The sequence below is a fragment of the Streptomyces sp. NBC_00273 genome (genome assembly GCF_036178145.1).
Lineage (GTDB): Bacteria > Actinomycetota > Actinomycetes > Streptomycetales > Streptomycetaceae > Streptomyces.
The window spans coordinates 5,133,592-5,148,552 of sequence record NZ_CP108067.1 but is presented as its reverse complement, the minus strand read 5'-3'; the positions used below and the strand labels follow the sequence as shown (position 1 = coordinate 5,148,552).

Sequence of the window (14,961 nt, the reverse complement as noted above, 5' to 3'; positions counted from 1 at the left end):
CGGACTCAGGTACCGGCAAACCCCCATTCATGTCCGTGGTACCGGTAGACTGAAGCGAATCCCGCCGGTTCGCGGGATCACGCAGACAACGCAGATCGACGCGGCCGCTCCCGCTGGCGCACTTGCTGGTCCGGGATACGGGCTGTGCTGTGCCAGAAAGGGCGCTTCGTGGCCGATTCCGGCGACTCCAACGAGAAGAATTACGACGCCAGTGCGATCCAGGTCCTCGAGGGCCTGGACGCGGTCCGCAAGCGGCCGGGTATGTACATCGGCTCGACGGGTGAGCGTGGTCTGCACCACCTCGTCTACGAGGTCGTCGACAACTCGGTCGACGAGGCGCTGGCCGGACACGCGGACACCATCGACGTGACGATCCTCGCCGACGGTGGGGTGCGCGTGATCGACAACGGTCGCGGCATCCCGGTCGGCATCGTTCCGTCCGAGGGCAAGCCGGCCGTCGAGGTCGTCCTGACGGTCCTGCACGCGGGCGGCAAGTTCGGCGGCGGCGGCTACGCCGTCTCCGGTGGTCTGCACGGCGTCGGCGTGTCCGTGGTGAACGCGCTGTCGACCAAGGTCGCGGTCGAGGTCAAGACGGACGGCCACCGCTGGACGCAGGACTACAAGCTGGGCGTGCCGACGGCCCCGCTGGCCAAGAACGAGGAGACGGAGAAGACCGGCACCTCGGTCACCTTCTGGGCCGACGGCGACATCTTCGAGACGACCGAGTACTCCTTCGAGACGCTGTCGCGGCGCTTCCAGGAGATGGCCTTCCTCAACAAGGGCCTGACCCTGTCGCTGACCGACGAGCGCGAGTCGGCGAAGGCCACCGCGGGCGCCGACGACCCGGACGCGGACGCGGCCGAGCCCCAGGCGCGCACGGTGAAGTACTACTACGAGGGCGGCATCGTCGACTTCGTGAAGTACCTCAACTCGCGCAAGGGTGAGCTCATCCACCCGACCGTCATCGACGTCGAGGCCGAGGACAAGGAGCGGATGCTCTCGGTCGAGATCGCGATGCAGTGGAACTCGCAGTACACGGAGGGCGTCTACTCCTTCGCGAACACGATCCACACGCACGAGGGCGGTACGCACGAGGAGGGCTTCCGTGCGGCGCTGACGGGTCTGGTGAACCGTTACGCGCGCGACAAGAAGCTGCTGCGCGAGAAGGACGACAACCTCGCCGGCGAGGACATCCGCGAGGGTCTGACGGCGATCATCTCGGTCAAGCTGGGCGAGCCCCAGTTCGAGGGCCAGACGAAGACCAAGCTGGGCAACACCGAGGCCAAGACCTTCGTGCAGAAGGTCGTCCACGAGCACCTCAACGACTGGTTCGACCGCAACCCGGTCGAGGCGGCCGACATCATCCGCAAGTCGATCCAGGCGGCCACGGCGCGCGTCGCGGCCCGCAAGGCCCGTGACCTCACCCGTCGCAAGGGCCTGCTGGAGAGCGCCTCGCTGCCGGGCAAGCTGTCCGACTGCCAGTCGAACGACCCGACCAAGTGCGAGATCTTCATCGTCGAGGGCGACTCGGCCGGTGGCTCCGCGAAGTCCGGCCGCAACCCGATGTACCAGGCCATCCTGCCCATCCGCGGCAAGATCCTGAACGTCGAGAAGGCCCGTATCGACAAGATCCTCCAGAACACCGAGGTCCAGGCGCTGATCAGCGCCTTCGGTACCGGTGTGCACGAGGACTTCGACATCGAGAAGCTCCGCTATCACAAGATCATCTTGATGGCGGACGCCGACGTCGACGGCCAGCACATCAACACCCTGCTGCTGACCTTCCTCTTCCGCTTCATGCGGCCGCTGGTCGAGGCCGGTCACGTGTACCTGTCGCGCCCGCCCCTCTACAAGATCAAGTGGGGCCGGGACGACTTCGAGTACGCGTACTCGGACCGCGAGCGCGACGCGCTGGTGGAGCTCGGCAAGCAGAACGGCAAGCGGATCAAGGAAGACTCGATCCAGCGCTTCAAGGGTCTGGGCGAGATGAACGCCGAGGAACTGCGCGTCACCACCATGGACGTGGACCACCGTGTCCTCGGCCAGGTCACCCTCGACGACGCGGCGCAGGCCGACGACCTGTTCTCGGTGCTGATGGGTGAGGACGTCGAGGCGCGGCGCTCCTTCATCCAGCGCAACGCCAAGGACGTCCGCTTCCTCGACATCTGAGTCGGCTCCGCTGACCGCCGCCTGAAAGGATTTCTGACCAGCAATGGCCGACGAAACCACCCAACCCGCAAAGAACGCCGAGAACGCTGCGGAGGAGCAGCCCGTGCTGCGCATCGAGCCCGTCGGGCTCGAGACGGAGATGCAGCGCTCCTACCTCGACTACGCGATGTCCGTCATCGTCTCGCGCGCCCTGCCGGACGTGCGCGACGGCCTCAAGCCGGTGCACCGCCGCGTGCTGTACGCGATGTACGACGGCGGCTACCGGCCCGAGAAGGGCTTCTACAAGTGCGCCCGCGTCGTCGGCGACGTCATGGGCACCTACCACCCGCACGGTGACAGCTCGATCTACGACGCCCTGGTCCGCCTGGCCCAGCCGTGGTCGATGCGCATGCCGCTGGTGGACAGCAACGGCAACTTCGGCTCCCCGGGCAACGACCCGGCGGCCGCGATGCGCTACACCGAGTGCAAGCTCATGCCGCTGGCCATGGAGATGCTCCGGGACATCGACGAGGAGACCGTCGACTTCCAGGACAACTACGACGGCCGCAACCAGGAGCCGACGGTCCTTCCGGCGCGCTTCCCGAACCTGCTGGTCAACGGCAGCGCCGGCATCGCGGTCGGCATGGCGACCAACATCCCGCCGCACAACCTCCGCGAGGTCGCGGCCGGTGCCCAGTGGGCGCTGGAGCACCCGGAGGCCACGCACGAGGAGCTCCAGGACGCGCTGATCGAGCGGATCAAGGGCCCGGACTTCCCGTCGGGCGCCCTGGTCGTGGGCCGCAAGGGCATCGAGGAGGCGTACCGGACCGGTCGCGGCTCCATCACGATGCGCGCGGTGGTGGAGGTCGAGGAGATCCAGAACCGCCAGTGCCTGGTGGTCACGGAGCTCCCGTACCAGACCAACCCCGACAACCTCGCGCAGAAGATCGCCGACCTGGTCAAGGACGGCAAGGTCGGCGGCATCGCCGACGTCCGTGACGAGACCTCGTCGCGGACCGGCCAGCGCCTGGTGATCGTCCTCAAGCGCGACGCCGTCGCCAAGGTCGTGCTGAACAACCTCTACAAGCACACCGAGCTGCAGACCAACTTCGGCGCGAACATGCTGGCGCTGGTGGACGGCGTGCCGCGCACGCTGTCGATCGACGCGTTCATCCGCCACTGGGTGACGCACCAGATCGAGGTCATCGTCCGGCGCACGAAGTTCCGCCTGCGCAAGGCGGAGGAGCGCGCCCACATCCTGCGCGGTCTGCTCAAGGCGCTGGACGCGATCGACGAGGTCATCGCCCTCATCCGGCGCAGCAACACGGTCGAGATCGCGCGCGAGGGCCTGATGGGCCTCCTGGAGATCGACGAGATCCAGGCGAACGCGATCCTCGAGATGCAGCTCCGCCGCCTGGCGGCCCTGGAGCGGCAGAAGATCGTCGCCGAGCACGACGAGCTCCAGGCCAAGATCAACGAGTACAACGCCATCCTGGCCTCGGAGGAGCGCCAGCGCTCCATCGTCAGCGAGGAACTGGCGGCGATCGTCGAGAAGTTCGGTGACGACCGGCGTTCCAAGCTGGTGCCCTTCGACGGTGACATGTCCATCGAGGACCTGATCGCCGAAGAGGACATCGTCGTCACGATCACGCACGGCGGCTACGTCAAGCGCACCAAGACCGAGGACTACCGCTCGCAGAAGCGCGGCGGCAAGGGCGTGCGCGGCACCAAGCTGAAGCAGGACGACCTGGTCGACCACTTCTTCGTGTCCACCACGCACCACTGGCTGCTCTTCTTCACGAACAAGGGCCGGGTCTACCGGTCCAAGGCGTACGAGCTGCCGGACGCCGGCCGCGACGCCCGCGGGCAGCACGTGGCGAACCTGCTGGCCTTCCAGCCGGACGAGAAGATCGCCCAGATCCTCGCGATCCGCGACTACGAGGCGGCGCCCTACCTGATCCTGGCCACCAAGGGCGGCCTGGTGAAGAAGACGGCGCTCAAGGACTACGACTCGCCCCGCTCGGGCGGCGTCATCGCCATCAACCTCCGGGAGACCGAGGATGGTAGCGACGACGAGCTGATCGGTGCGGAGCTGGTGTCCGCCGAGGACGACCTGCTGCTGATCAGCAAGAAGGCGCAGTCGATCCGCTTCACGGCGACCGACGACGCGCTGCGCCCGATGGGCCGCGCCACCTCGGGCGTGAAGGGCATGAGTTTCCGTGAAGGTGACGAACTGCTCTCCATGAACGTTGTGAGGCCGGGTACGTTCGTCTTCACCGCGACCGACGGCGGTTACGCCAAGCGGACGCCGGTCGACGAGTACCGCGTCCAGGGCCGTGGCGGTCTGGGCATCAAGGCCGCCAAGATCGTGGAGGACCGCGGATCGCTCGTCGGGGCGCTCGTGGTCGACGAGAGCGACGAGATTCTCGCCATCACGCTCGGCGGTGGTGTGATTCGCACGCGCGTCAACGAAGTCAGGGAGACCGGCCGTGACACCATGGGCGTTCAGCTGATCAACCTGGGCAAGCGCGATGCCGTGGTCGGCATCGCCCGTAACGCCGAGGCCGGTCAGGAAGCTGACGAGGTCGAGGCCGACGAGAACGACACCGAGGTGGCCGACGGACAGGTCGCCGAGGCAGCCGAGGGCACGCAGCCCTCGGCCGGGGAGCACGAGGAGTAAGTCGTGAGTGGAGCCACGGGCGCCGGACCGGCCAAGACTGGAGCGAACGGTGCCCGTGGCCCTGCCGCGGACTCCCAGGGGGGAACCGTGACGGACACTCGAGGTCCGAAGTCGTCGGTCGGCGCGGACGCCGGCCAGGACAAGCCCGCACAGCCGTACCACCCGCCGCAGGCCTACCCGGCGCCCTCGGGCCCCGGGACGGCGCAGGGCGGCGCGGGGGCGGGCGCGCAGCGCAAGCCGCGCACGGGGGTCCGTACGGCCCCCCGCACGCGCAAGGCGCGGCTGCGGGTGGCCAAGGCCGACCCGTGGTCGGTCATGAAGGTCAGCTTCCTGCTGTCGATCGCGCTCGGCATCTGCACGATCGTGGCGGCGGCCGTGCTGTGGATGGTCATGGACGCGATGGGCGTCTTCTCGACCGTCGGCGGCACGATCAGCGAGGCGACCGGTTCGAACGAGGGCAACGGCTTCGACCTCCAGTCGTTCCTGTCGCTGCCGCGCGTTCTGATCTTCACGTCGGTCATCGCGGTGATCGACGTGGTGCTGGCGACGGCACTGGCGACGCTGGGTGCGTTCATCTACAACCTGTCGGCGGGCTTCGTCGGCGGTGTGGAGCTCACCCTCGCCGAGGACGAGTAGGCCCTCTGTTCGGGCGCCTGCGACGGGTCGGATGACCTGCGCAGACGCCCCCGGACAACGGATTTTGGCCTGACCGGGTCTGTGCGCTAATCTTCAGGAGTCAGCGCGCAGCGCGGATGGGGCTATAGCTCAGTTGGTTAGAGCGCATCCCTGATAAGGATGAGGCCACAGGTTCAAATCCTGTTAGCCCCACAGTGTCGAAGACCCCCAGGCCAAGGCCTGGGGGTCTTCTTCGTTGGGCCAGTTGGTGGACCGCCAGGTCACCGATCGGTATCGGTCGGTGTGTATTGTTGGGCGCCAGAAGTCCCCTACGTCAACGAAAGACGAGGTCGCGCGGTGAAGAAGCTGCTCCTGGTCGCACTGGCCGCCATCGGCGGGCTCCTCGTGTACCGCCAGATCCAGGCGGACCGCGCCGAGCAGGACCTGTGGACGGAGGCAACTGACTCCGTGCCCTCTGGTTCCGGTGTGTGAGACCCAAGGCTGATCCCATGAAGCCCCGGCTGCCGCTGCGGTCGGGGCTTTGTGCTGCTCTGTGACGAAAACTTCCGTTATGTAAAGATTTGGCTTGCGCGAGCAAACTCGGGGTGGGCGTGATGGTTCGGGGACGGACGACGGCGTGGGCGGCGGCCCTGGTCACGGTCGTGGCCGCGGGATCGCCGGGGGTCGCGTACGCCGACGGGGCCGCGCCGGGACCCCTCCCGACCTACCGGGCCGCGGACGGCGCCAAGTCGATCGAGGGCAAGCCCTCCACGGCCGACGCCCCGCAGATCGAGGCCGGGAACGTCTACGAGGACACGCTCGGGCCGGGGGAACGCGTGTACCGGCTCGTCCTCGCCGAGGACGGGTCCGACGTCTACGTCTCCGCCGTGGTCCGCCCCGCGGCGGGCGCGAAGGTTTCCGGCGGCGACGGCATCGACGTGGAGATCATGACCACCGCCGGGCGCTCTTGCCCCCGGAGCGGTGGCCGGGCGAACTTCGGATACGACCCCTACCCGATCGGTGCCGCCGGCGTCCGCCGGGGCGCCGAGGACGAGGACTGCGCGCCCGCGGGCGTGTACTACGCCAAGGTCACGCGGACCTCGGCCAAGGGCTACGACCAGAGCCCCTGGCCGCTGGAGCTCAAGGTCCAGCGGGAGCCCGGCCGCGGCACGGGCGCCCCCACCACCGCGCCCAGCGGCTGGCCCTCGGGCGCCCCCGTGCTGCCCGGTACCGAGGCGGTGCCCCGCAGCGGCGGCACCGGTTTCAACGACGCCCGCGCGCTGGCCGCCGGTGTGTGGCGCGACGAGATGCGGCCCGGGCAGACCCGCTTCTACCGGGTCCCGCTGGACTGGGGGCAGCAGCTGGGGCTCGGCGCCGAGCTGGCCGCCGCGAAGATGACGAAGAACTACGGTTCGGCGTCGGGCGGGCTCGCCGTCTCCCTCTACAGCCCCTACCGGGGCCTGATCTCCGACAAGGACACCTCGTACGACGGCAAGCAGGCCGGGATCACCCTGGAGAAGACCCCGCCCGTCACGTACGAGAACCGTTTCGCGGGTGCATCGAGCGTGCAGCCCGTCTCCGTCGCGGGTTGGTACTACGTCGTGGTGACCATGGGCGCGAAGGTCGCCGATTTCACCGAGGACGCGGCGCCCGTGCCGCTGACCCTGCGGCTGGACGTCACCGGTACGCCGGCCAAGGCACCCGCGTACGAAGAGGGTCCGGCCGCGGGAGGCTTCGGGGTGGGCGACGAGGACCGGGCCGCGGCCAAGGAGGGGCTCACCGCACCGGAGGCCGCCGAGGCCGCCGAGCGGCACTCCACGATGCGGATCGTGGCGGGTGCCGGATTCGGCACCGGGACGGTCCTGCTGCTGGTGCTGGGCGGCTGGACGCTGCTCGGGCGGCGGCGGGGGCGCGGTCCTACAGCTGGGTGAGGGCCCAGAGGCCCACCGCGAAGCAGAGCAGCGCCGCGGCGAGCAGGGAGGCCACCGCCTTCGCCGGGGGCGGGGCGATCCCGCCGCCCGCCCGGACCGGCGCCCCGGCGGGGGCCGAGGGGGCCGGCACGGCCGGCGGCGGCAGGTGGAAGCTGCCCGTCTCCGAGGGCCCGTACGCGGGCACCTGGGCCGGGACGGCGGGGGAGCCCGGGGAGACGGGAGCGGCCGGATACGGGGCCGGCGGCGCGGGCAGGGCCACCGGAGCGGTCGGCGCCGTACCGCGCGGGTCGGTCCGGACGGGCTCCGCGGGCACCGTCACGGAGGCGGCGGCCGCCGGCGCCGGGGCATCGGCGGCGGGAGCCTGCGGGGCCCCGGCCGCCGTGCTCGGCGGGCCCTGGGGGCCGAATCCGGGCGGCAGCGGGCCGAGTTGGTCGAACACCTCCACCGGATCCTCGTCCGGGGCGGGCGGCGGCAGCAGCTCCACGGCCTCGACAAGGGCCTTGCGCGCCCCTGTGGCCGTCCGGAAGCGGCTCTGGGGGTCTGGTTGCAGGAGGCCGGCGATGACGTCCCAGAGCGGTGCGGGAACGCCTTCGGGGGCGCCCGGGGTGCCGTGGGCGAGGAAGTGTTCCACCAGCGCCCGGGAATCGGGCTTGCGGCCTTGGAGGAGGTACAGGGCGACCAGCCCCACGGCGAAGAGGTCGGCGGGGAAGTCGGGCTCGGCGCCCAGTAGTTGCTCGGGAGCGAAATAGCCCGGCGTGCCGACCACGAGGTCGGTCTCGGTCAGCCGGGGCTCGCCCTTGCGCACGGAGATGCCGAAGTCGGACAGCCGCAGGTGCGGCCGCCCGGTTCCGGTGGCCTCCATCAGGATGTTGGCCGGTTTGATGTCGCGGTGCACCACGCCCTCGGCGTGCACCGCCGCGAGCCCCGACAGGAGCTGGTCGAGCAGGCCGCACACGAACCGGGGCGGTAGGGGACCGTAGTCCCCGATCACATGGCCGAGCGAGCCGCCGCCGACCAGGTCCATGGTGAACAGGACCTTGTCGTCGTCGGCCGCCCAGCTGGCCGGAGCCAGTACGTGCGGATGGTCGATCCGCAGCGCCTGCTCCCGTACGAACCGCAGGAGCGTGTGGGCGTCGCTCTGCAGGAGGACCTTCGCGGCCACGTAGCGTCGACGGCGGTGGTCCCAGGCCCGCCATACGGCACCCGCGCCACCGCGTCCGATCGGATCGATCAGCTCGTACCGACCGGCGAAGACCTCACCCATCGTTGCGCCCGTCCCCCGTCCCCCGTCGTCCGCCCCGTGCGTGTCAGTTCTGGTGGGCCTCGTAGTGGGCGACCGCGTCGGCGGTGCGGCCCGCGCCGTACACCCGGAGGAACTCTGCCAGTTCCGGATGGCTGGGGGCGAGGGTGTTCGCCGCGTCGATGATGTCGCCGGCCGCGGAGACCGAGCGCAGCAGCGACTGGATCTCGCGGACGACCCGCTTGACCGTGGGCGCGCCGGAACTGGTGGTGGTCTGACCGCTGTTGCTGAGGACGGAGCCCCCCTGGGTCTTCTTGATCTCGTCCATCCGGTCGGTGGCCTCCCCCGCGCTGACGCTTCCGTCGGCCACCTGGCCGGCGAGATCCTGGAGGGCCTGGACGCGCTGGACCACGGCCGGGTTCCCGATCTTGGCGCGCTGGCCGCTCATCAGCTGGGACAGCATGGGCGCCGACAGTCCGAGGACGGCAGCGAGGCGGGCCTGGTTCAAACCGAGGTCATCTATGAGCCGGCGGAAGAGCGCTCCCAGCGGCTCCCCGTACCAACTGCGCTGAAGCTCTCTGGCTCTGGCCGTGGCCTCTTGTTGTACTGCGTCCACTCTTACTACTCCCCTTCGCTGGTGCGAACCTCGCGAGCATCTTACGGAGAGTGGTCGCACGGCGGGAGTCCCTATCATTTTGCGAGATGAGGGGGTACACCCGGTACTCTGTTCTGCGGAACGACCACACCGCCCGCACGGGACGGGTGCGTCCACTTCCATGGGGCCTTAGCTCAGTTGGTAGAGCGCTGCCTTTGCAAGGCAGATGTCAGGAGTTCGAATCTCCTAGGCTCCACTTTATAAATGCCCTCCGACCTGCGGAAACGCAGTCTCGGAGGGCATTTTTCATGCCCGTCGGCGGGGGTCAGGCGGCGCTCCTGGCGGGGCCGCCGCGCAGCAGGGCGGCGATCGCGGCGCACAGTACGGCGCAGATCGCGGCGAGTCCCCACAGGACGCTGTGGAAGGCGGAGTCGTAGGCCCCGGCCAGGAAGTGGGTGAAGCCCTCGGCGTCCGCCGCACCGGACAGTTCGGTGGCCCGGGCGAGGTCGCCGCCCGCCGCCCGGTCGGCGACCCGGTCCGCCCGCGCGGCGCCGGCGTACGTGCCGATGCCGTTCTCGACGCGGGAGCGGAGCACGGTCGCGAGGACCGATCCGTACGCCGCCACGGCGATGGCCTCGCTGCCGAGCCGCAGGGTGTTGAGGAAGCCCGCCGCCATGCCCGCCCTGGCCGGGTCGACCAGTTCCAGCGCCTGGCCGTCGACGAGTTGCTGGGGGAGCCGGCGGGCACGGCGCGCACCTGCGCCTCCTCCAACCTCCCGGTCTCGAAGTCGACGACCACCCACCACTTCCGGATCCTGCGCGAGGCGGGCCTGGTGCGGCAGGTGGACCGGGGCAACAGCCGGGCGGCCACGCTGCGCCGCGCGGACCTGGACCTGCGCTTCCCCGGCCTGCTCGACCTGATCGCCGCCGACCGCTGAGCGCGCGTCGACGGCCCGGACCGGCTCGCCGGCCGGCGGTCAGACGACGGCCGGCCGGCAGCTGAGGCAGCCCCGGAACCCGGCGGCGGACGCCTCGTCGGCCGAGGTGAAGGGCACCTCGTGGCGGGCGGTGATGCGGCGCGCGTGCGCGCACGTCGGGTAGCAGAAGATCCGCGTGGTGCCGCTGCCCAGGAACCGGGCGCCGGCCCGTACGAACCGCTCCACCCGCTCGGCGTCCACCCCCTCCCACTCCCGCAGCCGCCGCTCGAACCCGGCCGGCAGCCCGCAGTCCGCCGGGAGCCCGTCGTCCGTGCACAGCCGGTGGGCGGGCACGAGCACGGGGACGGGATTGGCCCGGACCGCCGCCACGACCGCCTCGGGTGCGAGACCCGGCATTCCGGCCTCGCGGGCCAGCCAGGCCGCCGGACGGAGCTGCCCGAACGGGATGGCCCGGGTCGCCTGCAGGACGGCGCGCGCTTCGTCGGCGAGCGGCCCGAACGCGTAGCGCAGGGTCCGGTCCCGGCCGCGCAGCGCCCGCGCCAGACCCGGCGGGGGCTTGATCCCGGAGAGCGCCGACCGCCCGGTCCGGGCCCGGTAGGCGTCCTCGAACGCCCGGTCGTCGGCGTACCAGTCCGTGGCGGCGGCGCCGGTCACCGCGCCCCGCCCGTGGGCGACGTAGAGGGGGCCGACCGGGGAGTCGGCCCGCACGTAGCAGTCGTAGCGATGTGCCGGAACGCCGACGCGGTCCAGCACGCGCGCCGCGAACCCCGCGGGTGCCGCCTCGCGCAACGTGTCCAACTCGTCCGGCAGTCTCATCCCGTCGCCTCCTTCCTTTCCTTCCGGGCCGCTTCGCGTGCCGTCTTCGCCGTCGTTCCCCCGGCCGCTCCGTACGTCGTGCGGTCGGCGGCCAGGCCGGGCTCCGCGCGCAGGGCGGCGAGCCCCCGCGACACCTGGGCCTTCACCGTGCCGACCGGGCAGTCCAGGATCCCGGCCACCTCCTGGTAGCTCAGCTCGCCGATGTGCCGCAGGACCACGGGCAGTCGGTGGTGGTCCGGCAGCCCGGACAGTGCGGCCACCAGCCGGGCCCGGCGCGCCCCGTCGAGCGCGCGCTGCTCCGGCCCGGGGGAGCCGTCCGGGACCTCGATGGCCGTCACTTCGATGCCGTCGGCGACTCCGGGCCGCCGGCTCAGGGTGCGGACGTGGTTGCGCCACACGTTCGCGGCGATGGTCAGCAGCCAGGCGCGCGGCTGGAGCTGCCCGCGGCGCTCGGGCGGGTAGTCGCGCAGGGCGGAGTAGGCGCGCAGGAACGTTTCCTGGCCCAGGTCGTCGGCGTCCCGCGCGGAGCCGGAGAGGCGCAGCAGGACGGAACGCACGGTGCCGGCCTGGGTGCGCACGAGTTCGGTGAACCCGTCGTCCAGGTCGGTCGCGAGCAGTTCCGTCAGTGGCAGAGTCGTCTCGTCCATCCCCCTTGTGAACACCGGGCCGAGTGAGAACGTTGCACCTCACCCGAAAGTTCTTTTACTTTGCCTGCCATTCGCATTCGGTGCGATATTCGGTTCCCTTTATGTCATCCGCATATCGGACGCGTCCGCGTGATCTTCTCGGGGCCCGATGGAGATCGTGTTCCCGCGCTCCCTGGCCGGACTGGCCATTTCTCGCCAACTGGCCGATATGCGCGGGATTCCGAAAGTCGGAGGTGCAAGGGGTGCGATGTGACCGGTTCGGAACAAAGGGGGCGAGCCCCTTGACCAGTGGTCGCACCGCGAAGCTAGAGTTGCGAGCGAGCTGTGGGTGCTCGGTTGATCGCTCACGGCTCGGATGCTCAAGATCCGGCGAGGTCTCGGGGGAGGCGTGGTGGCGACCGTTCTGCGCACAGCAATGGAAAAACGATTCACAAGACATTTTCTTTTTGCCTTCCTTTCTGTCGCACCCGCATTCCGGACATGATGGGGAACCCCGTCCGCGGCACGGCGACCGCGGACGAAGACTTAAGCGGAGGCAGTTGGTCGTTCGGTGAACGGCTCCTCTCGTTCCGGGGACGGGAGGGACTGACGCAGCGCGAGCTGGCGGAACGCGCCGGGGTGAGCGTGCGGGTCCTGCGGGACATCGAGCACGGCCGGGTGCACCGGCCCCAGACGCGGACCGTGCGGCTGCTGGCCCGCGTGCTGGGCCTCGACGCGGACACCGCACGGCAGTTGGCGCCGCCCGCGCGTGAGGCCGTACGGCCGGGGAGCGAGCGGCTCCACATCGGCATCCTCGGCCCGCTGTCCGTCCGGTACCGCGGCGTCGAGACCCACGTCCACGCGGCGAAGGTGCGGCGCCTGCTGGCCCTGCTCGCCCTGCGGTACCCCGAGGCGGCCGGCCTGGGGGAGATCACCCACGCGCTGTGGCCGAAGGACCCGCCGCGTTCGTACCAGAACCTGGTGCACACCTACGTCAGCCAGGCACGTCGGGTGCTGCTGCTCCCCGGCGGCCCGGCGGGGGCACCGGCCCCCTCGTTCCTGGCGCGCACGCACACGGGCTACGTGCTGGAACTGGAGCGCGACCAGGTCGACCTGACCCAGTTCCAGGACCTGTGGGCACGGGCGCGGCAGGCGCACGGGGCCGGGGACGCGGAAGCCGCCCACGAGCTGGCCGAACGCGCCTACGGCTGCTGGCGCGGCCCGCTGCTGGCCGGCGAGCCGCTGCTGCCGCACCATCCCGCCGCCATGGCGGCCGCCCGGCAGCGGGTCGAGAGCCTGCTGCTCTACACGGACCTCTCCCTCCAGGTGCGGCGGCCCGAGCGGGTGCTGGGGGCCCTGCGCGGTGCCACGGAGGAAGAACCGCTGCACGAGGGGCTCCAGGCGCGGCTGATGCTGGTGCTGGCGAGCTGCGGGGAGCAGCGGGAGGCCTTGAAGATCTATTCCGAGGTGGCCCGCAGGCTCGACCGGGAGCTCGGGGTCCAGCCGGGTGACGAACTGCGCCGCGCCCACCTGCGGATCCTGCACCAACAGCTGCCGTGGCCGCGGACGGGACCGGCGGCCGCGTGGGCCGCGTTCGACGGGCCGGCCGCGCCCCCGGTCCGGCCGGCCGCGCCCCCGCCGAGGCCCCGGCCGTCCCAGACGCCGGCGGCGAGCACGGGCTTCGTCGGCCGTGCCGCCGAGTTGAAACGGCTGGACCGGCTGCTCCTGCCCACCGGCGAGCGGGTCGGGCAGGTCCCGGCCGTGCTGGTCACCGGTTTCCCCGGGGTGGGCAAGACGGCGCTGGCCGTGCGCTGGGCGCACCGGGTGCGCGAACGTTTCCCGGACGGGCAGCTGTACGTCGACCTGCACGGGTACGCCGACCGGCGGCCGCTGCACCCGCAAGAGGCCCTCGCCTCGTTCTTGCGCGCCCTGGGCGTTCCCGACGGGGAGCTCCCCCGGTCCCTCGACGAAGCCGCGAACCTGTACCGCACCCTGCTGTCGGACCGGCGGATGCTGATCGTGCTGGACAACGCCCGCGAGGAGAGCCAGATCCGGCCGCTCGTTCCGGGCGCGGCCGGCTGTGCGGTCCTCGTCACCAGTCGCGACACCCTGCCGGGGCTGGTGGCCCGGGACGGCGTGCCGCGGCTCGACCTCAACGTGCTCGGTGAGGACGAGGCGCTCACCCTGCTGTCCCGGCTGCTGCGCAGCGGGCGGGCGGATGCCGAACCGCTGGCCGCGCGGGCGCTGAACCGGCAGTGCGGAGGCCTGCCCCTGGCGATCCGGCTGCTCGCGGCCCGTCTGGAGGAGCATCCCCGGGTCGGGATCGCCCAGCTCTGTGTGGAGTTGCAGGAGGCCGGGGCGTTCCGGGAACTGCCGGTCGAGACGGACGACCTGTTCACCGCGGTCCACGCGGCGTTCGAACTCTCCTACGTGTCCCTGCCGGAGTCCCTGCGCCGCTGGTTCAGGCTGTTCGCGCGGACCGAGGGGCGGCTCGTCAGCGGCTACGCCATGGCGGACCTGGCGGGAACGACCCCGCTGGAGGCGACGCGCGCACTGCGCCGGCTCGTCGGCGTGAGCCTGCTCCGGGAGTGCGCGCCCAACCGGTTCTCCCTCCCCGCTCCGCTGCTGCGCTATGCGCGCAGACTGGCGCTGGGGGAGGACGCGCAGTGCCCGCTGCGGTCGGTGTGACCGCAGCGGGGCGCAGGCGGGCGGCGGGGTCACCCGCCGAGTGCCAGTCGGACGGCGAAGAGCCCGAACACGACGGCGGTGAGGCCGTCGGTGATCCGTAGCACCCGCGGGGACCGCAAGTGCGGGGCGAGCCGGTGGACCAGCCTCATCCAGGTGAGGAGCCAGAGCAGCCCCAGGGCCAGGTAACAGGCGGCCAGCAGCGGGACGCCGATCTCGGGGGCCATGCCCGCGGGCACGAACTGGGGCAGGAAGGCCATCAGGAAGATGCCCACCTTGGGATTGGACCCGGTGCACAACAGGCCCTGCCCGAAGGCCTGGCGCACCGAGGGACCGGCGTCGCCGGCCGCTGGTCCGGGCGGAGGGGAGCCGGCCGGCGGCTGACCCGTCGCGTGCGCGGGGACCGCGACCGCGGCCCGGGGCGCCGGGGCCTCGGCGCCGGCCCGGCCGGTGGCCCGCCGCAGGGCGAGCACGGCCCAGCCGAGCAGCACGACCGCGCCGGCCCAGCGGAAGGCCGCGAAGAGCCCCGGGCTGGCCGCGAGGAGCGCGGCCAGCCCGGCCGCCCCGAGCCCGGCCTGGACGGCTCCCGCGGTGATCATGCCGAGCGCGGCGGCGGTGGCCACCCGCAGGGAGCCGTTCAGCACCAGGTTGGTGATCATGACGAGGTCGGGCCCGGGCGTCATGATCA

11 protein-coding genes, 2 tRNA genes and 2 pseudogenes are annotated in these 14,961 nt (G+C 71.2%); 9 read left to right on the top strand and 6 right to left on the bottom strand.

Annotation, left to right across the window (positions count from 1 at the left end; genetic code table 11):
* Positions 1–144 precede the first annotated feature (144 nt).
* The 6 genes from gyrB (at position 145) to OG386_RS22555 (ending at position 7,374) form a co-directional block, all read left to right on the top strand.
* Positions 145–2,169: a DNA topoisomerase (ATP-hydrolyzing) subunit B gene (gene gyrB / locus OG386_RS22580; RefSeq protein WP_328789648.1), complete on the top strand. Its 2,025-nt coding sequence runs from the start codon at positions 145–147 to the stop codon at positions 2,167–2,169.
* 43 nt (positions 2,170–2,212) lie between these two features.
* Complete coding sequence (gene gyrA / locus OG386_RS22575; RefSeq protein WP_385283513.1) at positions 2,213–4,828, top strand: DNA gyrase subunit A; 2,616 nt, start codon at positions 2,213–2,215, stop codon at positions 4,826–4,828.
* Positions 4,829–4,831: 3 nt separating this feature from the next.
* Positions 4,832–5,464, top strand: a complete 633-nt coding sequence (locus OG386_RS22570; RefSeq protein ID WP_328789647.1) for a DUF3566 domain-containing protein — start codon at positions 4,832–4,834, stop codon at positions 5,462–5,464.
* A 118-nt stretch (positions 5,465–5,582) separates the two neighbouring features.
* Positions 5,583–5,656: transfer RNA gene (locus OG386_RS22565), tRNA-Ile, on the top strand.
* A 144-nt stretch (positions 5,657–5,800) separates the two neighbouring features.
* Entirely contained in the window at positions 5,801–5,935 is a 135-nt protein-coding gene (locus OG386_RS22560) for a DLW-39 family protein (protein WP_208809277.1), read from the top strand.
* 122 nt (positions 5,936–6,057) lie between these two features.
* Positions 6,058–7,374 carry a hypothetical protein gene (locus OG386_RS22555; protein ID WP_328789646.1) on the top strand — a complete coding sequence of 439 codons (1,317 nt, stop codon included), beginning with the start codon at positions 6,058–6,060 and terminating at the stop codon, positions 7,372–7,374.
* On the opposite strand, the gene OG386_RS22550 is transcribed toward OG386_RS22555, so the two are convergent.
* Both OG386_RS22550 and OG386_RS22545 read right to left on the bottom strand, forming a co-directional pair.
* Positions 7,361–8,638 carry a serine/threonine-protein kinase gene (locus tag OG386_RS22550; RefSeq protein ID WP_328789645.1) on the bottom strand — a complete coding sequence of 426 codons (1,278 nt, stop codon included), beginning with the start codon at positions 8,636–8,638 and terminating at the stop codon, positions 7,361–7,363. The two genes, OG386_RS22555 and OG386_RS22550, sit on opposite strands and share 14 nt — an antisense overlap.
* Positions 8,639–8,681: 43 nt before the next feature.
* Positions 8,682–9,230: a helix-turn-helix domain-containing protein gene (locus tag OG386_RS22545; RefSeq protein WP_030012999.1), complete on the bottom strand. Its 549-nt coding sequence runs from the start codon at positions 9,228–9,230 to the stop codon at positions 8,682–8,684.
* A 162-nt stretch (positions 9,231–9,392) separates the two neighbouring features.
* Here OG386_RS22545 and OG386_RS22540 point away from each other — a divergent pair.
* Positions 9,393–9,465 (top strand) — tRNA-Ala (locus tag OG386_RS22540).
* A 69-nt stretch (positions 9,466–9,534) separates the two neighbouring features.
* Here OG386_RS22540 and OG386_RS22535 read toward each other — a convergent pair.
* Positions 9,535–9,933, bottom strand: a pseudogene (locus OG386_RS22535) (MFS transporter); the annotation flags it as partial.
* 9 nt (positions 9,934–9,942) lie between these two features.
* Between OG386_RS22535 and OG386_RS22530 the strand changes: the two are divergent.
* Positions 9,943–10,146, top strand: a pseudogene (locus OG386_RS22530) (ArsR/SmtB family transcription factor); the annotation flags it as partial.
* 39 nt (positions 10,147–10,185) lie between these two features.
* Here the strand turns inward: OG386_RS22530 and OG386_RS22525 are convergent.
* Both OG386_RS22525 and OG386_RS22520 read right to left on the bottom strand, forming a co-directional pair.
* On the bottom strand, positions 10,186–10,962 hold the full coding sequence (locus OG386_RS22525; RefSeq protein ID WP_328789644.1) for an MGMT family protein: 777 nt from the start codon (positions 10,960–10,962) through the stop codon (positions 10,186–10,188).
* Positions 10,959–11,609, bottom strand: a complete 651-nt coding sequence (locus tag OG386_RS22520; RefSeq protein WP_328789643.1) for an RNA polymerase sigma factor — start codon at positions 11,607–11,609, stop codon at positions 10,959–10,961. Before OG386_RS22520 ends, OG386_RS22525 begins: the two co-directional genes overlap by 4 nt.
* 480 nt (positions 11,610–12,089) lie before the next feature.
* On the opposite strand from OG386_RS22520, the gene OG386_RS22515 reads away from it, so the two are divergent.
* Positions 12,090–14,276 (top strand): BTAD domain-containing putative transcriptional regulator, encoded by a 2,187-nt coding sequence (locus OG386_RS22515; protein ID WP_328789642.1) that lies wholly within the window; start codon positions 12,090–12,092, stop codon positions 14,274–14,276.
* A gap of 29 nt (positions 14,277–14,305) precedes the next feature.
* On the opposite strand, the gene OG386_RS22510 is transcribed toward OG386_RS22515, so the two are convergent.
* Complete coding sequence (locus tag OG386_RS22510; RefSeq protein ID WP_328789641.1) at positions 14,306–14,956, bottom strand: LysE family translocator; 651 nt, start codon at positions 14,954–14,956, stop codon at positions 14,306–14,308.
* Positions 14,957–14,961: the final 5 nt, after the last annotated feature.